This window comes from Erythrobacter colymbi, from assembly GCF_002155685.1.
GTDB classification, from domain to species: Bacteria; Pseudomonadota; Alphaproteobacteria; order Sphingomonadales; family Sphingomonadaceae; genus Erythrobacter; species Erythrobacter colymbi.
The window spans coordinates 325,625-347,599 of the sequence record NZ_MUYK01000003.1 but is presented as its reverse complement, the minus strand read 5'-3'; the positions used below and the strand labels follow the sequence as shown (position 1 = coordinate 347,599).

The window sequence follows — 21,975 nt, the reverse complement described above, 5'->3', positions numbered from 1 at the left end:
TCATTCGGCCGGGAACACGCCTTCGAGGCGGTCCTCCAGCTCGTCATTGGCTTCGCGCAGGGCGGCGAGCGTCGCTTCGTCGGGGGCCCACAGGTTGCGGTCGCAGGCTTCGAGCAGCCGTCCGGCCACGCGGCCCGCGCTCTTGGGGTTCAGTTCGGACAGGCGCCGGCGCATGTCGGCATCGAGCACGAAGGTCTCGGAGATCTTCTGGTAGACCCACGGCGCGACCTGCCCGGTGGTGGCCGACCATCCCAGCGTGCTGGTCACATGGCCCTCGATCTGGCGCACGCCTTCGTAGCCGTGCTCCAGCAGGCCTTCGAACCACTTGGGGTTCAGGGTGCGGGTGCGCGCTTCGAGGTCGATCTGTTCGGAAAGCGTGCGCACCTTGGTGCTGCCGCGCGTTGCATCGAGGATATAGACCGGTGTCTCGGCGCCCTTGGCGCGCGCGACCGAGCGGGTCACTCCGCCGAGGCCATCGACATACTGGTCGACGTCGTTGATGCCGAGCTCGATGCTCTCGAGGTTCTGGTAGGTGAAATCGACCGTGCCCAATGCGCTCTGGAGCAGTTCGCGCTGCTGCACGGGCTTGCCGCTGACGCCGTAGGCAAAGCCCTTGTTGCTTTCGAAGGCGTTGGCGAGCTCGTCCGGATCGGCCCAGACGCCGCCCTCGATCATCTGGTTGACGTTGGCGCCATAGGCCCCTTCGGCATTGGAGAAGACGCGCAGGGCAGCGGTTTCGAGATCGCAGCCGTGCTTCTCCATCTGGGCAAGGGTGTGCTTGCGGATGAAGTTCGCTTCCTCGGGCTCGAGCGCGCGGCTGGCGAGCAGCGCGGCTTCGGCGAGCATCCGGGTCTGCATCGGCAGCAGGTCGCGGAAGATGCCCGAAAGGGTCATCACCACGTCGATCCGCGGGCGGCCCAGCTCTTCGAGCGGGATCAGCTCCGCGCCCGCAAGCCGTCCATAGGTGTCGCGGCGGGGGCGGGCGCCCATCAGCGTCATCGCCTGAGCGATCTGGACGCCTTCGGACTTCATGTTGTCCGTGCCCCACAGCACCATCGCGATGCTCTCTGGGAAGGGTTGGCCGCCGTTGACATGGCGGGCGATCAGCTGCTCGGCCTGGTCGCGGCCCATCCGGCAGGCGAAGGCCGAGGGGAGCAGGAAGGGGTCGAAGCCGTGGATGTTGCGGCCCGTGGGCAGCACATCGGGGTTGACCACCACATCGCCGCCCGGCGCGGGCGCGACATAGCCGCCGTCGAGCGCATGGATCAGCGAGCCCATCTCGTCCGAGGAATCGAGCAGGGCGGCAAGGCGCGCGCGGTCAGGCGTGGGGCCATCGTGGCTGCCCGCCTCCATCATCGCATCGAGCATGTCCTCGGCTTCCGCCCCCGAAGGGTTGCGGCCGAAGACGTGGAGCCCGTGCGGGATCAGCGCCTGTTCCATCTCGTAGAGACGCGCGGGGAGTTCACCGATGTCGGCATAGGTGATGTCGAGCGCCTCGCACTGGTCGGCGATCAGCGCGGCGAGATCGGCGCGTTCCTCGGCGTGGGCCTCGTCGTCGATGGTGGTGCGCCAGCGCTCGACGCTTGCCTTCAGTTCCGACAGGCCCTTGTAGAGCCCGGCCTGCGCCAGCGGCGGAGTGAGGTAGCTGATCAGCGTCGCGCCCGAACGGCGCTTGGCCAGCATCCCTTCCGAGGGGTTGTTGGCGGCGTAAAGGTAGAAGTTGGGCACGTCGCCGATCAGGCGGTCCGGCCAGCATTGCCCGCTCATCCCCGCCTGCTTGCCCGGCATGAATTCGAGCGCGCCGTGGGTGCCGAAGTGGAGCACGGCATGCGCGCCGAAATCCTCGCGGATGTAGCGGTAGAAGGCGCTGAAGGCGTGGGTCGGGGCGAAGGTGCCCTCGAACAGCAGGCGCATCGGATCGCCCTCGTAGCCGAAGCCGGGCTGGACGCCGACGAAGACGTTCCCGAAATGCGCGCCCTGAACGAGGATGTGGCCGCCGTCCGACAGCTGCTTGCCGGGAGCGGGCCCCCACGCGGCCTCGATCTCGGCGAGGTGCGGCTCGCGCCGCACGTGCTCGTCGGCGGGGATGCGGTGGGCGACGTTGGCATCGGTGCCGAAGCGTTCGCGGTTGCCCTCGAGCAGCGCAGTGCGCATCGCATCGAGGCTTTCGGGCACGTCGACGCCGTAGCCCTCGGCCTTGAGGCGCTGGAGCGTGGCGTAAAGGCTCTCGTGCACCGCCATGAAGGCCGCCGTGCCGGTCGCGCCGGCATTGGGCGGGAAGTTGAACACGACGATCGCAAGCTTGCGCGCGGCGCGTTCGGACCGCCGCAGGCGGATCAGCCGCAGCGTCTTGGCGGCCAGCGCCTCGGCGCGTTCGGGGCAGGCCTGCATCGGCCGCGCCTTGTGCGATTGCGGGCGCGCGCAGCGGCGCTCGCACCCGCCGCAGCCTGCTCCCGACTGTCCCGCACGTCCGCCGAACACATGCGGGACAGTCGAGCCGTCAAGCTCGGGAAGCGCGACCATCATGGTGGATTCGAGCGGCAGCAGCCCCTGCGGGCGGTGCGCCCAGTCCTCGATGGTCTGGAACTCGATCGCGTGGGCGGCGAGATAGGGCAGGTCGAGCTTGCCCAGCACCTCGCGCGCGGCCTGCGCGTCGGAATAGGCGGGGCCGCCGACCAGGCTGAAACCCGTGAGGTTGACGATCGCGTCGACCGTGGGGCGGCCGTCCGGACCGATGAAGAACTTCTCGATCGCGGGGCGCGCATCGAGGCCGGAGGCAAACACGGGGACGACCTTCAGCCCCGCCGCCTCGAAAGCGGCAATCGCACCGTCGTAATGCGCGCAGTCGCGGCCCAGGAGGTAGGAGCGCAGCAGGATCAGCCCGACCGTGCCCTCGGGGCCGCGGGTGGCGGGCAGCAGGCGCAGGCTCTCGGAGATGCGCTGCTGGGTGGCGGGGTGGTAGACCCCGTTCTCGGGATATTCGAGCGGCGCATCGGCCTTGGTGATCCCGCGGCGGTAGAGGCGCTCGCCCGCCGCATAACGGTCGATCAGGGCGCGGACCATCGCCACCACGTTCTCGTCGGAACCGGCCAGCCAGTATTGCAGGGTGAGGAAATAGGCGCGCACATCCTGTGCGGTGCCGGGGATGAAGCGCAGCAGCTTGGGCAGGCGGCGCAGCATCTTCATCTGCCCCGCGCCCGAATTGCTGCCGGGCTTGCCGGCATTGCCGCGCAGCTTCTTGAGCAGCGCCAGAGGCCCCTTGGCGGGTGCATCCATGCGGTAGCCGCCCATCTTGGTCAGCTTCACCACCTCGCCCGCGCTCATCAGGCAGACCATCGCGTCGCATTCCTCGCGCCGCGCTTCGAGGCTGGGAAGGATGGCGCGGATGTGATCGTCGAGGAACAGCATCGTCGCGATGACGATGTCGGCCCCGGCGATGGCGGTCTTCACCGCTTCGAGATCGGCCGGGTTGCTGCCCCATTCGCTCGCGGCGTGAAGCGAAAGGTCGATGCCTTCCTTCGCCAGGGCTTCCTCGGCCCGGTCGACCGCGCCCTTCAAGTGATTGTCGAGCGTGACGATCACCACCCGGACGGGCGCGCGCGGGTCCAGCGAGGAGGCCGAGGCGACACTACCGTGCATAATGCGCCTTGGCGTCGTAGAGCGTTTCGAGATCGATCTGCCTGCGCCCTTCGGCGGCGGCGAAGTTCTCGGTGTTGCGGCGGGCCTTGCCGCGCACGAAGAAGGGGATTTTCTTCAATTCGCGCTCGGCCTCGGCGGTCCAGAGTGAGCTGACCAATTCACCGTTCGTCTCGAGCGAAGTCGAGAGACTGGAGGGAGGGGCTACGTTGTGTGTCTCGACTTCGCTCGACACGAACGGGACAGGTTCGGGTGCCGCCTTGCGCGGGGAATGCGCCGCGTGATGCGACGCGCCCGCTTCGTCCGAGAATTCGAAATCCTCGCGGAACATGGTGAGGAGGTGCTCTTCCAGCCCCATCACCAGCGGGTGGACCCAGGTGTCGAAGATCACGTTGGCGCCCTCGAAGCCCATCTGGGGCGAGTGGCGCGCGGGGAAATCCTGCACGTGGACCGGAGCGGAGATGACCGCGCAGGGCAGGCCCAAGCGCTTGGCGATGTGCCGCTCCATCTGCGTGCCGAGCACCAGTTCGGGGCAGGCCGCCGCGATCGCATCCTCGACCGCAAGGTGATCGTCGGTGATCAGCGGCTCGACCCCGCAGCGCGCGGCCTCGGCCCTGATTTCGCGGGCGAATTCGCGGTTGTAGCAGCCGAGGCCGCAGACCTCGAAGCCCAGCTCCTCGCGCGCGATCCGGGCGGCGGCGACCGCGTGGGTCGCATCGCCGAAGATGAAGACGCGCTTGGAGGTGAGGTAGGTCGAATCGACCGATCGGCTCCACCACGGGAGCCGTGAAGAGGTGTCGCCGAGGGCAGGCGTGGGATCTGCACCTGCCAGCTCGGCGACGTCGGCAATGAAAGAGCGAGTCGCTCCCACGCCGATAGGGATGGTCCGGACCGCGGGTTGCGCGAAAGTGCGCTCAAGCCACCGGGCGGCCTCATCTGCGATTTCAGGGTAGAGGACGATGTTGAAGTCGGCGGCGCCGATCCTCGCGATGTCCTCCGGGGTGGCGCCCAGCGGGGCGACGAGGTTTACCTCGACATCCAGCAGGGCGAGGATCTTCTTGATCTCGACCAGATCGTCGCGGTGGCGGAAGCCGAGCGCGGTGGGGCCGAGGATGTTGGCGCTTGGCCGGCGGCCCTCACGCGGTTCGCGGTTCACCGTCGTGTCGGCCAGATGCCGCACGATCTGGTAGAAGGTCTCCGCCGCGCCCCAGTTTTCCTTGCGCTGGTAGCTCGGCAGTTCGAGCGGGATCGCCGGGATGGGCAGGCCCATCGCTTCGGCAAGGCCCGCCGGATCGTCCTGAATCAGCTCGGCGGTGCAGGACGCGCCGACGATGATCGCCTGCGGGTTGAACCGCGCCACCGCCTCGCGCGCGGCATCCTGGAAGATCTGCGCGGTGTCCTTGCCGAGATCGCGCGCCTCGAAGGTGGTGTAGGTCACCGGCGGACGCTTGCCGCGCCGCTCGATCATCGTGAACAGCAGGTCCGCATAGGTATCGCCCTGCGGCGCGTGGAGCACGTAGTGGAGCTTCTCCATCGCCGTCGCCACGCGCATCGCGCCGACGTGCGGGGGGCCTTCATAGGTCCAGACGGCGAGCTGCATCGGCCTAGACCTCCAGCAGATCGCGCCGCCGCAAGGGACGGGCAAAGAGTTCGGCAAGATCGGCGGCCTGGTCGAAGCCGTGGATCGGCGAGAAGACGAGTTCGATCGCCCACTTGGTGGTCAGCCCCTCGCCCTCGAGCGGGTTGGCAAGGCCGAGCCCGCAGACGGTGATGTCGGGCCGGTCGGCGCGCACGCGGTCCAGCTGGCGCTCGACATGCTGGCCTTCGGACAGGCGCACGTTGGGGCCGAAGCTTTCGAGCTCGCGCGCCAGATGCGCGCGGTGGAGATAGGGCGTGCCGACCTCGACCAGCTCCATGCCCAGTTCGTCCTGCAGATAGCGGGCGAGGGGGACTTCGAGCTGGCTGTCGGGCAGGAAGCTGATGCGCTTGCCTTCGAGCTGCGGGCGCAGCTTGGAGAGCGCAATGCGCGCGCGCTCGCGGCCCGGGGCGAGCACCTGCTCGGTCAGCGCGGGGTCGACGCCGAATTCGCGGGCGGCGGCGCGCAGCCAGTCGGAGGTGCCTTCGACCCCGAAGGGGAACAGCGCCTCGATCCGCTTCGCGCCGCGCCCTTCGAGCGCCATCGCGGTCTCGCCGAGGAAAGGCTGGGCGAGGAGGTAGCGGGTGTTCGGGCCGACAGCCGGAAGCTCGCGGGCGTTTCTTGCGGGCAGGCAGCCGACGCGGGTGATGCCGAGATCGGCGAAGAGGCGCAGGAACTGGTCCTCGACGATATCGGGGAGTGAGCCGACGATCAGCAGCTCGGGGGCGCTATCTGCGGGCAGGGCCGGCATCACCGGCACCAGCGCGGCAAGGCAGGCGTCCTCGCCCTGCGTGAAGGTCGTCTCGATCCCGCTGCCCGAATAGTTGAGGATCCGCACCCGCGGCATGTGCACAGCGCCGAGGCGCTGGGCGGCCTTGGCGAGATCGAGCTTGATCACTTCCGAGGGGCACGAGCCGACGAGGAACAGCGTGCGGATGTCCGGGCGGCGTTCGAGCAGGCGGTTCACTACCCGGTCAAGCTCGTCCTGCGCATCGACCATGCCGGCAAGGTCACGCTCTTCCATGATCGCGGTGGCAAAGCGCGGCTCGGCGAAGATCATTACGCCCGCGGCCGATTGCAGCAGGTGCGCGCAGGTGCGGCTGCCGACCACCAGGAAGAAGGCGTCCTGCATCTTGCGGTGCAGCCAGATGATGCCGGTCAGCCCGCAGAAGACCTCGCGCTGGCCGCGTTCGCGCAGCACCGGGCGTTGGGTGCCCGCCGCGGGGCGGGCCAGTTCGGCCGCACAGCCATCGAGGATGTCGAGCGCGCTCATGCGGCGACCGCCTGACGCAGAGAGTTGCCCTCGAGGCGCGCCATGCGCAGCTTCCACAGGAACTGCCCGGCATTGATCACGTAGGCCCCGTAGCCCGCCAGCGCGACCAGCAGGCGCTGCTCGGTCGTGCCGATCCCGCGCAGCAGCATCACGAGGTAGATCGTGTGCAGCGCCAGCACGAGCATCGAGAACACGTCTTCCCAGAAGAAGGCGGGGGCGAACAGCCATTTGCCGAACACCACCTTCTCCCAGATCGAACCGGTGATCATGATGGTGTAGAGCACGAGCGTCTTGATCACGATCGAGACGTCGGCGGCAAAGGCGCCTTCACCCGTGGTGAGCGCACGCAGGACAAGGCCGAGGCTGACGAGGAAGACAAGGAACTGCACCGGCGCAAGCACGCCCTGCACGACCGTCCAGATCGACTCGTCCCGCCGCTGCCGCTCTTCCGCGGTGTAAAGTGCGCGGGAATTTTCCCTCTCGTGGCCCGCCCCCTTCACCATGGTTTTCACCGGGGTTCCAGGTTCGACCGGGGATTCGTGATCCGTCCGAGTCATTTGTCGCGTTAGCCTTTTCTCTCAGACTCGGATCATTACGCTTTCCAACTTAAGTGTCAATTGAATTGGACGTTCAGTCTTGTTGACGATTGGACCAACCTAGGTAAGGTCGTTTGCCAGCCTCCCGAAAAAGGCGTAGATAGGAGTCGCTGGCTATTCGGGATCAGGGCCAAGGCTGCCTTGCGGGGCAGTCACTACCTCCTGCGGAAGGTTCGTCCGCACGACCTGGGAGGGTCTGACGAATGGGAGAGTCCAAGGCATCCGGGATGTTCGGTGCGGGGTTGCGAGGGGTGATCACCGCTCCTCTCGAAGCTGTCCGCCGGCGCGCCTCGGCTCACTCGGATCAGCATGATTCGGTCAACACCATCATCGAGAGCGAGATTATCCCCCGCCTTCTGATGGCCCACACCACCGCCGAAAGCCGCGCCCGCCAGCGCCGTTTCCGCACGATTTCGCAGGACGAGGCCTCGCGCTTCGCCATGCTGCCGCTCCGGCTCGAGGCTGCAAGCCTGCTGGCCGAGGTCGATGCCTTCATCGCCAACGGCGCCTCGGTCGAGACGATCTGCCTCGATCTGCTCGCTCCCGCCGCCCGCAAGCTGGGCGAGATGTGGGAGCGTGACGAGTGCGATTTCCTCGATGTTACAATGGGTTTGTGGCGCCTTCAGGAAGTGATGCGCGAAGTCGCCGCGCGCGCGCCGGTCGATCTGGCCGGACTTTCCCTGCCGTACAGCGCGCTGTTCTCGCCCATGCCGGGCGACCACCACAATTTCGGCACACTGATGATCGAGGAAGTCTTCGCCCGCGGCGGCTGGCGCAGCGAGGCGCTGGTCAAGCCCGAGCGGCGCGAGCTGCTCGACCGGCTCGCTCGCCAGCCCTTCGACCTGCTCGGATTGACGCTCGCCCGCGATTGCCCTAGCGCCGCTTTGAGCAATCTCATCAAGGCGGTACGAAATGTCTCCGCCAACCCCAATATCTTCGTGCTTGTCGGCGAGCGAATGATCAACGAAAACCCCGGAATTGCGGTAGAAGTTGGGGCCGATGGCACGGGGGCAGACGCGCTTGCAGCGCTGGAACTTGCAAACTCCCTGGTGAAGACTGCTGCTACCCGTGATCTGAACCTCCGGTAGGTTCGGCACGCCATGCTCACCCGCAAACACTCCATCGAAGGCAAGCACCCGTTCGGTAAAGCGGCCGAGCTGTTCGACACGCTCGATGCCGAAGCCGCGATGAAGCTGGCGATGGTCGCGGGCGACGTCACGCTGGTGCTCGACGATACCGGAACGATCCTCGATGCGGCCTTCGATCCGCGCGAATTCCCGAGCTTTGCAAGCCTCGTCGGCACCAACTGGATCGAGACCGTCACCGACGAATCCCGCCCGAAAATCATGGAGATGCTCGCCGCGGCCCGCAAGGGCGAGGTGCAGCACTGGCGGCAGGTCAACCACCCCTCGCGCGATGGCGATGTGCCGATCCGCTACGCCGTGCTCAGCGTCAACGGGGGCGAGCATCGCATCGCTTTCGGCCGCGACCTGCGCGAGGCGGGCAAGCTCCAGCAGCGCCTGCTGCAGGTCCAGCAATCGCTCGAGCGTGATTACCTGCGTATGCGCCAGCTCGAGGCGCGTTACCGGATGCTGTTCGAGCGATCGACCGAGCCGGTGATGATCGTCGAGGGCGGGACGCTGCGGATCCGCGAGGCGAACCCCGCCGCACATGCCCTCGTGGGCGCCCGACCGGCGAGCCTTGCTGGCAAGAAGTTCCTGACTTTCATCGACAAAACCTCGCATGATGCGGTCCAGTCACTGGTCGGCGCGGCGCTCGTGTCGGACACCGTCAGCCCGGGCCGCATCCGCATCACCCGCGGCCAGCGCGAGGTGATGGCGAGCGTCAACGGCTTCACCCAGGACCGCGGCCAGTTCCTGCTGATCCGCCTCGTCCCCGCGACCGACCGGCCCGCGGGCGAGTTTTCCCCCGTTCTCGCGCTGGTCGACCAGATGCCCGATGCCTTCGTGGTGGCTGACAGCAATCTCGAGATCGTCACCGCCAACGCGGCCTTCGTCGAGATGCTCCAGGCCGCCAGCGTCGACCAGCTGCGCGGGCGGCACCTTTCGGAATCGATCGGCCGTCCGGGGATCGACCTCGACCTGATCGAGGGCCAGATCGACCAGCACGGCTCGGCCCGCAATGTCGCCACGGTGCTGCGCGTCGGCCATGATATCGAAGGCGAACCCGTTGAATTGTCGGCGGTTCGGACCACTGGCGAGGATGGCTATTACGCCTTCGTGATCCGCCCCGTGGGCCGCCGGATGCGCGATCTGCCGCCCAGCGCGCAGGATCTCCCGCGCTCGGTCGAACAGCTCACCGATCTGGTCGGCCGCATGAGCCTCAAGGACATCGTGCGCGAGAGCACCGACCTGATCGAGCGGCTCTGTATCGAGGCGGCGCTGAGTTACACCTCGGACAACCGTGCCTCGGCCGCCGAAATCCTCGGCCTTTCGCGCCAGAGCCTCTATTCGAAGCTCCACCGCTACGGCCTCGGCAACCTCGCCGGCGACGGCGAGTAAGCCTGCGCCTGTAGGGCAAATCGCCCGCCGCGCTCTGCACCCCGCGAACCCGCGCCGAATGCGCCCCTGAACGGGGCTGGACGGGGTCTGGCGGAGGCTAGAGGGGGTCTGGTGCCAGGCTGAAAGCGGCCTGCGACACCATCCCGAAAACCGATCCTAAATCCAACTGTCAATCCGCCTGACATGTGCCGATCTGACATATCCAACAACCTGTTTACGATTTTGAACGTCAAAATCACGGTTTGTCGGAAATATAGTGTCAAAACAATTTGACGCTATTGTCTGTCAGGCATAGCCTTCTCACATGGAGCACTCGGTACCCTCGACTCGCACCGTGCCCACCCCGGCCGCCCGTCCGCGCCTGCGACCGGCCGATGTTCTCGAACTGCTGAAACCGATCACCTGGTTCCCGCCAATGTGGGCCTTCATGTGCGGCGCCGTGTCCTCGGGCGCGGGGCTGGAGGGACGCTGGTGGTTTGTCGCGGGCGGCGTGCTGCTCGCCGGGCCGCTGGTGTGCGGCACCAGCCAGGCGGTGAACGACTGGTTCGACCGCCACGTCGATGCCATCAACGAGCCACATCGCCCGATCCCCTCGGGCCGCATCCCGGGCCGCTGGGGGCTCTATATCGCCATTATCGCGAGCCTCGTTTCGGCGAGCGTCGCCTGGGCGCTGGGGCCGATCGTCTTCGTCGCCGGCCTCGTCGGCCTCGCCTTCGCCTGGGTCTATTCCGCCCCGCCGCTGCGCTTCAAGGCAAACGGCTGGCTCGGCCCGCTGGTATGCGGGCTGACTTACGAGGGGCTCTCGTGGTTTACCGGGGCGACCGTGATGCTGGGCGCGATGCCCTCGGCCCATGTGCTGGCGGTGCTGGTGCTCTATTCGCTCGGCGCGCACGGGATCATGGTCCTCAATGACTTCAAGGCGGTCGAGGGTGACCGCCAGACCGGCCTTACCTCGCTGCCCGTGGTGCTTGGCGTGAGCGGCGCGGCGCGGCTGGCTTGCCTTACGATGGCGGGTGCACAGGTGGTGGTGATCGCGCTGCTGCTGGTCTGGGGTTACGCGCTCTCCGCCGGAGCGGTGGCCGTGGTGCTCGCCGCCCAGATCGCCGCCATGCCGCGGCTGCTGCGCGATCCGGCGAAATACGCGCCGTGGTACAATGGCGTGGGCGTGACGCTCTATGTGCTGGGAATGCTCGCCGCGGCGCTCGGCCTCGGGGGGCACATCTGATGCACGCGCCGCTCGCCTCGTCCGAGACGCGGACCAAGGGCTTCGGCTGGCTCGGCATCGTGCGGATCGGGCTGGTGCAGGCCGCGATCGGCGCGCTGGTGATGCTGACGACGGCGGTGCTCAACCGGCTGATGGTGGTCGAGTTCAAGCTCGCCGCCGCGATCCCGGCGGGGCTGGTCGCATGGCATTACGGCGTGCAGATGGCCCGGCCGCTGTGGGGGCATGGCTCCGACAAGGGCGCTGCCCGCGTGCCGTGGATCATCGGCGGCGTTGCCGTGCTGGCAACCGGCGCGCTGCTGGCGACGCAGGCGACGCTGATGATGGGGAGCAACTTCGCCTTCGCCATCACGCTCGCGGTCTTCGCCTATGCGCTGGTCGGCGTCGGCGTGGGTGCGGGCGGCACCTCGGCTCTGGCGCTGCTCGCCAGCGGCGTCGCGCCCGAGCGCCGCGCGGCGGCCGCGGCGGTGACATGGATCATGATGGTCGGCGGCATCGTCGCCTCGGCGATCACGGTCGGCAAGCTGATCGTGCCTTTCAGCCCTGAGCGCCTGCTCGAGGTCGCGGGCGGGCTTGCGGCGGTGATGATCGCGCTGACGGTGCTGGCGACATGGCGGCTCGAGCGGCAGGCGGGCCACTTCCGCGACGCCGCCGACGATGCGCCTCCGCCCGATTTCCGCGCCGCGCTGGCCGAAATCTGGCACGAGGCGGCCGCGCGCCGCTTCACCATTTTCATCTTCGTCTCGATGATCGCCTTCTCGATGCAGGACCTGATCCTCGAGCCTTTCGCCGGCCTCATCTTCCACATGGCCCCGGGAGAATCGACCGCGACGGTCGGCCAGTTCCACCAGGGCGGCATCCTGATCGGGATGATCGTGGCGGGCATCGGCGGCAGCGCCTTTTCCGCGAGCCGCGCGGGGGGCCTGCGCCCGTGGGTGGTCGGCGGCTGCCTCGCCTCGGGCCTCGGGCTCGGCGCGCTGGGGGTGGCGGCGGTGACGGGGCCGCCGTGGCCCTTCGCGCTCAATCTGTTCGTGCTGGGCTTCGGCAACGGCGTTTTCGCGGTCGCGGCCATAGGCTCGATGATGGGCCTTGCCGGTGCCGGCGAGACCACCCGCGAGGGCGTGCGCATGGGCGTGTGGGGCGCTTCGCAGGCCATCGCCTTCGGGCTTGGCGGCCTGATCGGCGCGGTCGGCCTCGATGTGGCGCGCTGGCTGCTCGGCGATGTCGGCGCGGCCTTCCAGCTGGTCTTCGCGGTCGAGGCGGGGGCCTTCGTCCTTGCCGCGCTGCTGGCGGTGAAAGCCACCGGCGCAGGCGCGATCCGCGCGAGCGCCGCACGGAATTTGGAGAGGGAGCAATTCGCATGAACCAGACAATCTACGACGCGGTCGTGATCGGCGGTGGTCCCTCGGGGGCGACCGCGGCGACGGACCTCGCGCTCGCCGGCCATTCGGTGCTGCTGATCGAGCGCGGCGGGCGGATCAAGCCCTGCGGCGGCGCAGTGCCGCCGCGGCTGCTCGCCGATTTCGACATTCCGCAATCGCTGCTGGTCGCCAAGGCGCGCTCGGCCCGGATGATCGCGCCCTCGGGCCGCGCGGTCGACATGCCGGTGGGCGAGATCGGCTATGTCGGGATGGTCGACCGCGAGGAGTTCGACGAATGGCTGCGCGAGCGGGCGCGGCTTTCGGGCGCGGAGCGGCTCACCGCTACCTTCGAGAAGATCGAGCGTGACGGCGAGCGCCACCCGCTCGTCACCTTCCGCCGCACGCGCGGGGGCCCGATCGAGAGCGTGCGCGCGCGCGTGGTGATCGGCGCGGACGGCGCGCGCTCGGCGGTGGCCAAGCAGTGCCTCCCCGGCGCGGAACGCATCCCCTGCGTCTTCGCCTATCACGAGATCATCAAATCGCCGCCCCGGAACACCGACCAGTTCGATGCCTCGCGCTGCGATGTCTATTACCAGGGCCGCCTCTCGCCCGATTTCTACGCCTGGGTCTTCCCCCACGGCGAGGTCGCGAGCATCGGGGTGGGGAGCGCCAACAAGGGCTTCAGTCTGCGCGGTGCGATCGCCACGATCCGCGACGATCTGGGCCTCGACCGCTGCGAGACCGTGCGCCGCGAAGGCGCGCCGATTCCGCTGAAGCCGCTGAAGCGCTGGGACAATGGCGCCGACGTGATCGTCGCCGGCGATGCTGCCGGGATCGTCGCCCCGGCCTCGGGCGAGGGGATCTATTATGCCATGGTTGGCGGCCGCTATGTCGCCGATGCGGCGGCGGCCTTCCTCAAGACCGGCGAGGCCAGGCAGCTGCGCACCGCCCGCAAGCGCTTCATGAAGGAGCACGGCCGCGTTTTCTGGGTGCTCGGGATGATGCAGTACTTCTGGTACTCGTCCGACAAGCGCCGCGAGCGGTTCGTCACCATGTGCGACGACAAGGACGTGCAGGAGCTGACCTGGCAGGCCTACATGCACAAGAAGCTGGTGCGCGCGAAGCCGATGGCGCACGTCAAGATCTTCCTCAAGGACACCGCGCACCTGTTGGGCTTGCGCCCTGCGCATTGAGGCGCGGCGGGTGATGTTGCACGCAAGGCCATTGCAGGTGGAACCCGCGCGGCATAGGCTCTGGTTCATGAACCGGATGATGATCATTCCGGTGACCGTCGCCACCGTCGCCGCGCTCTGCGTGGCGGCCTTGGGGGCCACGGTGACCGACCTCGGCCCGTGGTACCAGGCGCTGGCGAAGCCTGCGTGGAACCCGCCCGATGTGGTCTTCCCGATGGGCTGGACGGTGATCTATGCGCTGATCACGCTCTCGGCCGTCAGCGCCTGGCGCGCGGCGCGCACCGCGGCGCAGGCCGAGTGGGTGATCGGGCTGTTCGCCCTGAACGGCTTTCTCAATATCAGCTGGTCGATCCTGTTCTTCCGCTTCCAGCGCCCCGACTGGGCGTTCTGGGAGGTGACGCTGCTGTGGCTCTCGATCCTCGTGATCATGATCTATGTCGCGCGCTTCTCGCGCGGGGCGGCGCTGCTGCTGGTGCCCTATCTGGGGTGGGTAAGCTTCGCCGCCGCGCTCAACTGGGCGGTGGTCCAGCTTAACGCCCCCTTCGGCTGAGGCCGGACGGTAAGGGCGGGGCAGGGGACGGGCACAGGCCGTGATCGCACAGCTCTTTTCCAGCGGCCATGCGGCGGACGTGATCCTCGGCGTGCTGGCGATCGAGGCGGCGTGGCTGCATCTGGCCCGGCGCTGGAGCCTTGCGGCGATTGCGGGGCTCCTTGGCCCTGCGGCGCTCATCGTGCTGGGCCTGCGCGCGGCGCTGACGGGGGCGGACTGGTGGTGGATCGCCCTGCCGCTCGCCGCCTCGCTGCCGCTCCACCTGATGGATCTGCGCGGACGGCTGAAGGGCTGAGCGCCCGCCGGGACGGAGCACCTTTCCGCCAACTTCACCACACCCCGCAAAGCAAGACCCGGCCGGACCACCCTTGCGGTCCGACCGGGTCTACCCTGTTGCCTGCGGCGGAGGGGCGGGGCGCCCTTGCGGACGCCCGGCCCCGTGCCGGATCAGTTGCCCGCGGCGGCCTGTGCGGCCCCGGTCGGGTTGTAGTTGATCGTGTCGGGCGCGTAGTGATGTTCCTGCGCCCACAGGTACCAGTTATCGACCACGGTGCCGGTCAGCAGGATGCCGATCCCGCCCGTGAGCGTGGTCAGCACCGCGAACCACCAGGCCCAGCGGTGGATCGACTCGAAGGTCGCGTTGAAGCCCATCACCCAGCGCCAGAACAGCGCACCGCGTTCGGCAGCCGTGCCGCGGTCGGTGATCTGCTCGATCTCGCGCTCCCCGCCGTAGCGGCCGAGAGCCAGAATCGTCGCCCCGTGCATCGCGAACAGCACCGCCGACCCGTAGAGGAAGACGATCGAGAGCGCGTGGAACGGATTGTAGAACAGGTTCCCGTAGGTGAGCGAGAAGTTGTTGGTCCAGTTGAGGTGTTCGAAGATGCCGAAAGGCACGGCTTCGGACCACTGGCCCAGCAGCATCGGGCGGATGAAGCCCAGCACGAGGTAGAGCCAGATGGCGCTCGCGAAGGCCCAGGGAATGTGCATCCCCATGCCCAGAGCCTTGGCGCGGCGGTAGGTGCGGACCCACCACAGCAGGATCGAGACCGTCAGGCTGAAGCCGGCGAGGATCCACCAGCCGCCCTTGTCCAGCGGGACGAAGGGGCTGAAGCCATATTCCGGAGCCGGGGGCGCCAGATAGAGCCAGAAGAACTCGCGCATGAAGGTCTGCGGGCTCCAGCCGGCCTGGGCCCAGAAGTTGAGCCCGATGATCATGATCGCCAGCGTTCCGAAGGCGAGGCTGATCACCCCGGTGGTGCCGAGATAGATCGGGCCGAACTGGGCCTGACCGATCTTGCCCATCCAGTAGCTGTAACCGGTAAGGGGAATGCGTGTATCTTCCTCAGGAGCCAGCGGCACACCCATTTCGGGTGGCCCCTTGACCTGCACCTGCGTGAAGATGTTCTGATAAGTCGCCATGGTTCAGGTGCTCCTTACGACCAGATCGGGATCTTCTTCCAGAAATCCCAGAATTCGATCCAGCTGCCGACATACAGAGTGCCGGAGATGACGATGCAGACGGCGCTCCAGAACCCGGCGTTGAGCGCCAGGAAGAGCCCCACCCGGTGGATGCCGAGCGTGCCGACCGAATAGCCGATGAAGTCACGGAAATAGGTGTCTTCGTATTCGGGCGACTTGACGTCGGTGCCCCCGCTCGGATTGACCGCCGACAGCACCAGGCCGCCATGCAGCGCGAGCGCGAGACAGTTCGTGAAGAAGAACGTGATCGCGAGCATGTGCACGGGGTTGTAGTGGAAGTTGCCGAAGGCGTAGCCGACGTTCGAGACCCACTCGAGGTGCGTCCAGATACCGTAGGGGAAGCCGTTGCCCCACGCGCCCATCCACAGCGGACGGATCACGTTGAGCGTGACATAGGCGAAAACCGCGACGCTGAAGGCGATCGGCACATGGTAGGCCATGCCGAGCTTGCGCGAGATTTCCGCTTGCCGCCCCACCCATGACCCGAAGGCCACGACTGCGCAGCAGGTGATGATCTGCCAGTATCCGCCATTCTTCAGCGGAGCCAGGCTCAGGCCGTATTCGACCGGCGGCGGGTTGATCGAGATCAGCCAGGGGTTGAGGGTCGGGCCCTGTGTAGCGGCGGCGAAGATCAGCATGGTGCCCAGAAGGGCGCTGATCGCTGCTGTCACTCCAAAGAATCCGACATAAAACGGCCCGACCCAGAAGTCGAAAAGGTCGCCGCCGATCAATGTGCCACCGCGGACGCGGTATTTCCGCTCGAAACTAAGGAGCGCCATAGGTCCATCCTCCCCGCCACGAGGGCGGGTTGCTTAAGGTTGTTCGACGAGTGTTAGGAGGCAGGCAGGCGAACCTGCCCCCTCACATTTCGTGGCTTCTATCCCTGTGCCGGGGTGCCCGGTGCAGTGACAGCAGCCGCAGCCGGCGCAGCGCCATCTTCCAACCAGTTGTAGTTGGTGGTGCTGAGCAGGATGAAGTGGATGGTGAACGCCAGGACGGCGAGACCAACGTGCAGCGCCACCAGGACGCGGCGGATGCCAAAGTAGAACCAAATTCTCCACATGGTGAATTCCTTCGAATGTTTCGCAGATAGACAGGGTGTCAGCTGAGAGCTGCGGGATCACCCGCGGCGCCCGGCCGAAATCCGGTCTTCGATCAGAGCGGCAGCCAGGGCTTGTTGGCCCAGACCAGCGCATGGGCGACGAGCGCGATCACCACGTAGATGGTGAAGGTGCCCACGAAGCCCTTGTGGATTTCCTGAGCCTCTTCAGGGGTCAGGTGAGTCCCGATGCGTTCATTCATTGGGTTGTCTCCGTTCAGTTGGGTGTGAGTGGGAGCCCGAAGGCCCCCGTCGGCATCCCCGCGTGATCCCCCACGTGGATTGGAGAGCCCCCTGTGGAAGGGGGGCATGGGCTTGTGCCGATGCGGGGATCACCCGCAGCAGCGACAAAGGGTGGTGAAGGGCCGGTTGCATCATCGTCATGCTCCCGTTCCTTCGAGCAGTGCCTCGGCGAGGCAATCTGCCGTAACTGTGGTCTCGCCGCGCTGGCGCGCGGTCCGCTCGGCCGCGTCACGCAAGCGCTTGGCGGCGGAGATGCGGATCAGCACCGGCTGGGCCTCGACAAGCTGGTCGAGCTTGGCCTTGGCGTCATTGTCCCAGGTCAACTGGGCCTCGTTCCTGACCGGCGTCGCATCGACCTTGTCCATGTCGGTGCCGAGCGGGAGGATGTGGAACAGCGCGTCGAACAGCGCATTGCACACTTCCTGCACCAGATAGGTCGCGCCCGAATAGCCCATGAAGGGCGTGCCGGTGTGGCGGCGGATCGCGGCGCCCGGGAAGCTCGCCGGGATATACATCCCGCGCGCGCCGCACTCGGCCATGTACATGCGCTCGTTGTAGCTGCCGAACATGACGAGCGGCGGGTTGGCGCGGATTGCGGCGCGCACGTCCTCGTTCTTCGGCTTCACCCCCGCACAGCGCGAGAAGGCGAAGGCGCAGGGCAGGCCCATGTCGTCCTCGAGGAAGTGGCGAATGCCGCGGGCATAGGTCTCGTTGGCGACGATGCCGAAGCTTGCTGTGCCGAAGAAGTCCTGCGTGACCGAGCGCCACAGGTCCCACAGCGGCTTGATGGTGGTGTGCTTCTCGCGCTCGATGAAGGGCTCGGGATCAAGCCCGAGCTCGGCGGCGAGTGCGCGCAGGAACTTGGTGGTCTGCGACAGGCCGACGGGGGCCTGGAAATAGGGCCGCTCGAGCGTTTCGCACAGGTTGCGGCCGAACTCGCGGTAGAGACACACGTTCGCGTCCGCGTTCGCCAGCTTGGCGATGTCGGCAAGGTGTGTGCCCAATGGGAAGACCACGCCGACTTCCGCGCCGATGCCTTCGACCAGACGGCGGATCTCGGCCAGATCGCTCGGCATGTTGAACATGCCGTAGGAGGGCCCGATGATGTTGACGACCGGCTTCTCGCCCTCGCGGCGTTCGCGGCGGGCGGGCATCTTCTTGGGGCCGAATTCGGTCCACAGCCAAGTCAGCGCGCGGTCGGCGCTCTGCCACTGGTCCTCGTCGATGGTGCGCGGCAGGAAGCGCTTGATATTGGTGCCCTCGGGCGTGACGCCGCCGCCGATCATCTCGGCGATCGAGCCCGTTACCACCACAGCGGGCAGCTCGGGATCGAGGGTCTTCCATGCGCGCTTCATCGCGCCTTCGGTGCCGGTCTTGCCGAGCTCTTCCTCGCCAAGGCCGGTGACGACGATGGGGAGCTCATGCGGAGGCAGGGCGTCGGTGTAGTGCAGCACCGAGGTCACGGGCAGGTTCTCGCAGCCCACCGGGCCGTCGATGATCACCTGCAACCCCTTCACCGCGGTGAAGACGTAGGTGGCGCCCCAGTAGCCGCCTGCCCTGTCGTGATCGAGGACCAAGGTCATGCCTTGCCTCCCGCGCAACGTGACGAGAGCACGACGAAACCAATAAAGCCGTGATCGAGGACGAGCGTCATGTGCCGATCGCCTCCGATGCCTTGCGCGCGGCCTCGTTCAAGGCAGCGTATTTCTTGCGGAACTTGGGCCGGTCGACGGGGAGGTCTTCCCACACGCCCGCGGCATGTTCGGTGCCGACGCCCTCGAAGAAGTCGCGCATCGCATCGAAGCGCGCCTTGTTGCCCATCGCGGCGTTGATGACCGTGGCGAGGCTGCCCGCGCCCGCCGGGCCCATCAGGGGGCGGGCGGAGATCAGGTTGGTGAAATAGAGCGCGGGGATGGCGCGCTGCTTGGCGTGCTGCACCACCGGGGTCGTGCCGATGGCGAGATCGGGGCGGTATTCCTCGACCGCGGCGATGTCCTGTTCGAGGCTCGCGCGGAACTGCACCTGCACGCCGCGCGCCTCGAGCCATTCGCGGTCGGCATCCGACCACTTGGTGCGCGGGCAGGCGGAGCCGACATAGCGCACGTCCGCGCCGCTTTCGACCAGCAGGCGGGCGACCAAAAGCTCGGAGCCTTCATAGCCCGAGACGGTGATGCGCCCCTTGATCGGCATGTTCGCGAGCGCGCCCTTGCAGGCGGCAACCATCGCGTTCTTTACGCCGTCGACCTTGGCTTGCGGCAGGCCCATCACATCGCCCAGCGATTGCAGCCAGGCGGCGGTGCCATCCGCGCCCACCGGGGCCGAGCCGATCACCGGGCGTCCGGCGGCTTCGAATTCGCGGATCGAGGCGGTGTAGAAGGGATGGATCGCGGCGACGACGGCGCAATCGAGCGCGGCATAAAGCTCGCGCCATTCGCGGGTCGGAACCACGGGGCCAGCGGCAAGGCCGAGGGGCGCGAGCATCTGGCCGATCACCACGGGGTCGGCCGGGAACATCTCGCCCAGCAGCGCCACCGAGGGCAGGTCGGAGCGTTCACGCGGGGCGGCCACGGGGCCGGACATCACTTCCTCGCGCGCATATTGCAGCATGGCGCCCGCCAGCACGTCCTTGGCTTCCGCGTGGGTCGGGATGCCGAAGCCGGGGACATCGATGCCGATGATCCTGACGCCGTTGATCTGCTTTCCGAGCAGCCGCAGCGGCACGCCGCTCGCCGTGGGGACGCACAGGTTGGTGACCACGATCGCGTCGTAGTTTTCCGGATCGGCGAGGCCCTCGACCGATTCCTTGATGTCCTCGAACAGCTTGCCGGTGACCAGCGTTTCCGAGGAGAAGGGCACATAGCCAACCGTCCGCCGCGCGCCGTAGAAGTGCGAGGTGAAGGTCAGGCCATAGACGCAGCAGGCCGAGCCCGAGAGCACGGTCGCAGTGCGCCGCATTCTCAGGCCCACCCGGAGTGACCCGAACGCGGGGCACATGGACTGGGGTTGGTCATGCGGGCCGACGGGGTAGTCGGCCGCATATTGATCGAGGATCTCGCTCTTGCCGGCGGCGCGGGCGGCCTCGTTCATGGTGTCCTTCGAGGCGCAGGCGCCCGCACCGGGATCGAGATCGATCCGGTCGGCGGAGCGCTGGGGCGCGTCAAAGGCGGAATGGTCGCTCATGCCTCGTCGTAGACCACTTCGAGGCTCGGGCGGGTTTCGAACACGCCGCCGCGCATGTCGGCCTGGGTCGCAGGAACGAGCTCGACATTGCCGCCGACTACGTCTGCGCTGAACAGGCCGAGCAAGCCGTCCTGATCGAGCGGATTGGGGCGCAGCGGGGGAGCGGTGGCGACATTCTCGGCCAGAGTTTCAAACAGGCTGCCCCATTCGCCGCCGGGGATGCCGATGATCTGGTAATTCGCGCTCTTGCGGCGGATGTCTTCGTTGGCGGGGATCGCGGTCAGAACCGGAATGCCCACGGCCTCGGCGAAGGCATGCGCCTCGCCCGTGCCATCGTCCTTGTTGACGATCATGCCCGCCACGCCGACGTTCCCGCCCATCTTGCGGAAGTATTCGACCGCCTGGCAGACGTTGTTCGCCACGTAGAGCGATTGCAGGTCGTTCGAGCCGACCACGATAACCTTCTGGCACATGTCGCGGGCGATCGGCAGGCCGAAGCCGCCGCACACCACGTCGCCGAGGAAATCGAGCAGTACGTAGTCGAAGCCCCAGTCGTGGAAGCCGAGCTTCTCGAGCGTTTCGAAGCCGTGGATGATCCCGCGACCGCCGCAGCCGCGCCCGACTTCAGGGCCGCCGAGTTCCATCGCGAAGACGCCGTCGCGCTGGAAGCACACATCCTCGATGCGCACTTCCTCGCCCGCGAGCTTCTTGCGGCTGGAGGTCTCGATGATCGAGGGCGTTGCCTTGCCGCCGAACAGGAGGCTGGTGGTGTCGCTCTTGGGATCGCAGCCGATCAGCAGCACGCGCTTGCCCTGCTGGGCCATCATGTAGGAGAGGTTGGCGAGCGCGAAGCTCTTGCCGCTGCCGCCCTTGCCGTAGATCGCGATGATCTGCGTCTCGCTCTTCACCTCGCCGGTGTGGACCGGATCGGGTTCGTGCGAGGCCTCGTCGCGAAGGTTGGCCGCCTGGGTATCAAGCACGGACATCAGCATTCGCTCCAATCGAGAACCATCTTCAGGCAATCGGGATCGCTGAAGGCTTGGGGGTAGGCGTCGAGCGCCTCGCCGGCAGGGCGCCGGTTGGTGACGAGGCCCTTGAGATCGAGCCTCCCGCATTCGATCAGCGCCCGCGTTTCGGCGAGGTCGCCCGGCTGCCATTCGGCGGCGACGCGGAAATGCGCCTCGCGCATGAAGGCGGCGGGGAAGGCGAAGCTGACGCGCTCGGAATAGAAGCCCGCCAGAACGATCTCCCCGCCCTTGGAAAGGCGCATGATGAGATCGTCGATCAGGCCCGCATCACCGCTCGCGTCGTAGATCGCGTGGTAATCGCGGCGCTCGTCGGCGGCGGGGTCGATGACATTGTAGCCCGTGGCACCCGAACGGCGGGCGGGATTGGTTTCCCACACGGTCGGCGCCGCGCCGCCCAATGCCAGCGTCAGCCGGGCGAGAAGACGACCGAGCACGCCGTGGCCGATGATGAGGTCGGGCAGCGCCTCGCGGCGGGCAAAGCCGCCCTTGATCGCGTGTAGTGCCGTCGCCGCGAGGGCACAGAGCACCCCGGCTTCACCGAGGTGCTCGGGGATCGGCAACGCCCGCGCCGACGGCACTATCACGCGGCGCGCGGTGCCCCCGAAGAGGCCGCGCGCATCGGTGTAGCAATTCGCTCCCGGAACGAAGACCCAGTCGCCGATCCGCGCGCGGGCTTCGGGCCCTGCGTCCACGATGCGGCCGACGGATTCGTAACCCGGCACGAGCGGATAGCCGAGGCCCGGGAAGGGCGGCATGCGGCCTGTGAAGAGCAGTTTTTCGGTGCCGGTGCTGATCCCGCTCCAGGCGATCTCGACGAGAACGTCCGAGGCCTCCACCGGCTTCATCTCAAGCGCACGCAGAGCGAGGCGCTCCGGTGCTTCGAGAATGACGGCCAGCGTGTTCATGTCCTCGGTCTCCCCTGAGGTGGAATTCGAGGCGCGAACGCCGAGTCGAAAA

At 67.2% G+C, this 21,975-nt stretch carries 19 protein-coding genes; 7 read left to right on the top strand and 12 right to left on the bottom strand.

Annotated elements, in window-relative coordinates:
- The 4 genes from BZF57_RS08355 to bchF are packed head-to-tail and all read right to left on the bottom strand — an operon-like array spanning nucleotide 1 to nucleotide 7,048.
- A complete protein-coding gene (locus BZF57_RS08355; protein ID WP_086736670.1) occupies nucleotides 1-3,639 on the bottom strand; it encodes a magnesium chelatase subunit H in 3,639 nt (1,212 codons plus the stop codon).
- The gene (bchB, locus tag BZF57_RS08350) at nucleotides 3,629-5,236 is read right to left on the bottom strand and encodes a ferredoxin:protochlorophyllide reductase (ATP-dependent) subunit B (RefSeq protein ID WP_086736668.1); all 1,608 of its coding nucleotides are present in this window, start codon (nucleotides 5,234-5,236) and stop codon (nucleotides 3,629-3,631) included. The genes BZF57_RS08355 and bchB overlap by 11 nt, the downstream gene beginning before the upstream one ends.
- A gap of 4 nt (nucleotides 5,237-5,240) precedes the next feature.
- Nucleotides 5,241-6,545: a ferredoxin:protochlorophyllide reductase (ATP-dependent) subunit N gene (locus tag BZF57_RS08345; RefSeq protein ID WP_240505901.1), complete on the bottom strand. Its 1,305-nt coding sequence runs from the start codon at nucleotides 6,543-6,545 to the stop codon at nucleotides 5,241-5,243.
- Nucleotides 6,542-7,048, bottom strand: a complete 507-nt coding sequence (gene bchF, locus BZF57_RS08340) for a 2-vinyl bacteriochlorophyllide hydratase (RefSeq protein WP_086736666.1) — start codon at nucleotides 7,046-7,048, stop codon at nucleotides 6,542-6,544. The genes BZF57_RS08345 and bchF overlap by 4 nt, the downstream gene beginning before the upstream one ends.
- A 296-nt stretch (nucleotides 7,049-7,344) precedes the next feature.
- Between bchF and BZF57_RS08335 the strand changes: the two genes are divergently transcribed.
- The 7 genes from BZF57_RS08335 (at nucleotide 7,345) to BZF57_RS08305 (ending at nucleotide 14,284) form a co-directional block, all read left to right on the top strand.
- Complete coding sequence (locus tag BZF57_RS08335; RefSeq protein ID WP_240505900.1) at nucleotides 7,345-8,229, top strand: cobalamin B12-binding domain-containing protein; 885 nt, start codon at nucleotides 7,345-7,347, stop codon at nucleotides 8,227-8,229.
- A gap of 12 nt (nucleotides 8,230-8,241) precedes the next feature.
- A complete protein-coding gene (gene ppsR, locus BZF57_RS08330; RefSeq protein ID WP_086736661.1) occupies nucleotides 8,242-9,663 on the top strand; it encodes a transcriptional regulator PpsR in 1,422 nt (473 codons plus the stop codon).
- A 304-nt stretch (nucleotides 9,664-9,967) separates the two neighbouring features.
- Nucleotides 9,968-10,888 (top strand): chlorophyll synthase ChlG, encoded by a 921-nt coding sequence (chlG, locus tag BZF57_RS08325; RefSeq protein ID WP_086736659.1) that lies wholly within the window; start codon nucleotides 9,968-9,970, stop codon nucleotides 10,886-10,888.
- Nucleotides 10,888-12,249, top strand: coding sequence for a BCD family MFS transporter (locus BZF57_RS08320; protein WP_086736657.1), 1,362 nt, complete (start codon nucleotides 10,888-10,890; stop codon nucleotides 12,247-12,249). Before chlG ends, BZF57_RS08320 begins: the two co-directional genes overlap by 1 nt.
- Entirely contained in the window at nucleotides 12,246-13,439 is a 1,194-nt protein-coding gene (locus BZF57_RS08315) for a geranylgeranyl diphosphate reductase (RefSeq protein ID WP_086736655.1), read from the top strand. Before BZF57_RS08320 ends, BZF57_RS08315 begins: the two co-directional genes overlap by 4 nt.
- Before the next feature lie 67 nt (nucleotides 13,440-13,506).
- Nucleotides 13,507-13,989 carry a TspO/MBR family protein gene (locus tag BZF57_RS08310; RefSeq protein ID WP_206073226.1) on the top strand — a complete coding sequence of 161 codons (483 nt, stop codon included), beginning with the start codon at nucleotides 13,507-13,509 and terminating at the stop codon, nucleotides 13,987-13,989.
- Between the two features lie 40 nt (nucleotides 13,990-14,029).
- Nucleotides 14,030-14,284 carry a hypothetical protein gene (locus tag BZF57_RS08305; protein WP_143738424.1) on the top strand — a complete coding sequence of 85 codons (255 nt, stop codon included), beginning with the start codon at nucleotides 14,030-14,032 and terminating at the stop codon, nucleotides 14,282-14,284.
- A gap of 152 nt (nucleotides 14,285-14,436) precedes the next feature.
- Here the strand turns inward: BZF57_RS08305 and pufM are convergent, their stop codons facing one another.
- The 8 genes from pufM to bchC all read right to left on the bottom strand — a co-directional run bounded on the left by pufM (nucleotide 14,437) and on the right by bchC (nucleotide 21,923).
- Entirely contained in the window at nucleotides 14,437-15,408 is a 972-nt protein-coding gene (gene pufM, locus BZF57_RS08300) for a photosynthetic reaction center subunit M (RefSeq protein WP_086736653.1), read from the bottom strand.
- Nucleotides 15,409-15,422: 14 nt separating this feature from the next.
- The gene (gene pufL, locus BZF57_RS08295) at nucleotides 15,423-16,247 is read right to left on the bottom strand and encodes a photosynthetic reaction center subunit L (protein ID WP_086736651.1); all 825 of its coding nucleotides are present in this window, start codon (nucleotides 16,245-16,247) and stop codon (nucleotides 15,423-15,425) included.
- A gap of 98 nt (nucleotides 16,248-16,345) precedes the next feature.
- On the bottom strand, nucleotides 16,346-16,531 hold the full coding sequence (pufA, locus tag BZF57_RS08290; protein WP_086736649.1) for a light-harvesting antenna LH1, alpha subunit: 186 nt from the start codon (nucleotides 16,529-16,531) through the stop codon (nucleotides 16,346-16,348).
- Nucleotides 16,532-16,623: 92 nt separating this feature from the next.
- Nucleotides 16,624-16,770, bottom strand: coding sequence for a light-harvesting antenna LH1, beta subunit (pufB, locus tag BZF57_RS08285; RefSeq protein ID WP_086736647.1), 147 nt, complete (start codon nucleotides 16,768-16,770; stop codon nucleotides 16,624-16,626).
- A 177-nt stretch (nucleotides 16,771-16,947) separates the two neighbouring features.
- On the bottom strand, nucleotides 16,948-18,393 hold the full coding sequence (bchZ, locus tag BZF57_RS08280; RefSeq protein WP_086736645.1) for a chlorophyllide a reductase subunit Z: 1,446 nt from the start codon (nucleotides 18,391-18,393) through the stop codon (nucleotides 16,948-16,950).
- Nucleotides 18,394-18,460: 67 nt separating this feature from the next.
- The gene (gene bchY / locus BZF57_RS08275; protein ID WP_143738422.1) at nucleotides 18,461-19,990 is read right to left on the bottom strand and encodes a chlorophyllide a reductase subunit Y; all 1,530 of its coding nucleotides are present in this window, start codon (nucleotides 19,988-19,990) and stop codon (nucleotides 18,461-18,463) included.
- The gene (locus BZF57_RS08270) at nucleotides 19,987-20,982 is read right to left on the bottom strand and encodes a chlorophyllide a reductase iron protein subunit X (protein WP_419180106.1); all 996 of its coding nucleotides are present in this window, start codon (nucleotides 20,980-20,982) and stop codon (nucleotides 19,987-19,989) included. The genes bchY and BZF57_RS08270 overlap by 4 nt, the downstream gene beginning before the upstream one ends.
- Nucleotides 20,976-21,923 carry a chlorophyll synthesis pathway protein BchC gene (gene bchC / locus BZF57_RS08265; protein ID WP_086736642.1) on the bottom strand — a complete coding sequence of 316 codons (948 nt, stop codon included), beginning with the start codon at nucleotides 21,921-21,923 and terminating at the stop codon, nucleotides 20,976-20,978. Before bchC ends, BZF57_RS08270 begins: the two co-directional genes overlap by 7 nt.
- Nucleotides 21,924-21,975 lie beyond the last annotated feature (52 nt).

Excerpts from the sequence above, each read along its gene's own strand:
- bchY (WP_143738422.1), bottom strand. The coding sequence starts at position 19,990 with ATGAGCGACCATTCCGCCTTTGACGCGCCCCAGCGCTCCGCCGACCGG.
- pufL (WP_086736651.1), bottom strand. The coding sequence starts at position 16,247 with ATGGCGCTCCTTAGTTTCGAGCGGAAATACCGCGTCCGCGGTGGCACA.
- bchB (WP_086736668.1), bottom strand. The coding sequence starts at position 5,236 with ATGCAGCTCGCCGTCTGGACCTATGAAGGCCCCCCGCACGTCGGCGCG.
- bchF (WP_086736666.1), bottom strand. The coding sequence starts at position 7,048 with ATGGTGAAGGGGGCGGGCCACGAGAGGGAAAATTCCCGCGCACTTTAC.
- BZF57_RS08345 (WP_240505901.1), bottom strand. The coding sequence starts at position 6,545 with ATGAGCGCGCTCGACATCCTCGATGGCTGTGCGGCCGAACTGGCCCGC.
- pufM (WP_086736653.1), bottom strand. The coding sequence starts at position 15,408 with ATGGCGACTTATCAGAACATCTTCACGCAGGTGCAGGTCAAGGGGCCA.
- BZF57_RS08320 (WP_086736657.1), top strand. The coding sequence starts at position 10,888 with ATGCACGCGCCGCTCGCCTCGTCCGAGACGCGGACCAAGGGCTTCGGC.
- BZF57_RS08355 (WP_086736670.1), bottom strand. The coding sequence starts at position 3,639 with ATGCACGGTAGTGTCGCCTCGGCCTCCTCGCTGGACCCGCGCGCGCCC.
- BZF57_RS08315 (WP_086736655.1), top strand. The coding sequence starts at position 12,246 with ATGAACCAGACAATCTACGACGCGGTCGTGATCGGCGGTGGTCCCTCG.
- ppsR (WP_086736661.1), top strand. The coding sequence starts at position 8,242 with ATGCTCACCCGCAAACACTCCATCGAAGGCAAGCACCCGTTCGGTAAA.
- BZF57_RS08270 (WP_419180106.1), bottom strand. The coding sequence starts at position 20,982 with ATGCTGATGTCCGTGCTTGATACCCAGGCGGCCAACCTTCGCGACGAG.
- pufB (WP_086736647.1), bottom strand. The coding sequence starts at position 16,770 with ATGAATGAACGCATCGGGACTCACCTGACCCCTGAAGAGGCTCAGGAA.
- bchZ (WP_086736645.1), bottom strand. The coding sequence starts at position 18,393 with ATGACCTTGGTCCTCGATCACGACAGGGCAGGCGGCTACTGGGGCGCC.
- BZF57_RS08310 (WP_206073226.1), top strand. The coding sequence starts at position 13,507 with ATGAACCGGATGATGATCATTCCGGTGACCGTCGCCACCGTCGCCGCG.
- BZF57_RS08335 (WP_240505900.1), top strand. The coding sequence starts at position 7,345 with ATGGGAGAGTCCAAGGCATCCGGGATGTTCGGTGCGGGGTTGCGAGGG.
- bchC (WP_086736642.1), bottom strand. The coding sequence starts at position 21,923 with ATGAACACGCTGGCCGTCATTCTCGAAGCACCGGAGCGCCTCGCTCTG.
- pufA (WP_086736649.1), bottom strand. The coding sequence starts at position 16,531 with ATGTGGAGAATTTGGTTCTACTTTGGCATCCGCCGCGTCCTGGTGGCG.
- chlG (WP_086736659.1), top strand. The coding sequence starts at position 9,968 with ATGGAGCACTCGGTACCCTCGACTCGCACCGTGCCCACCCCGGCCGCC.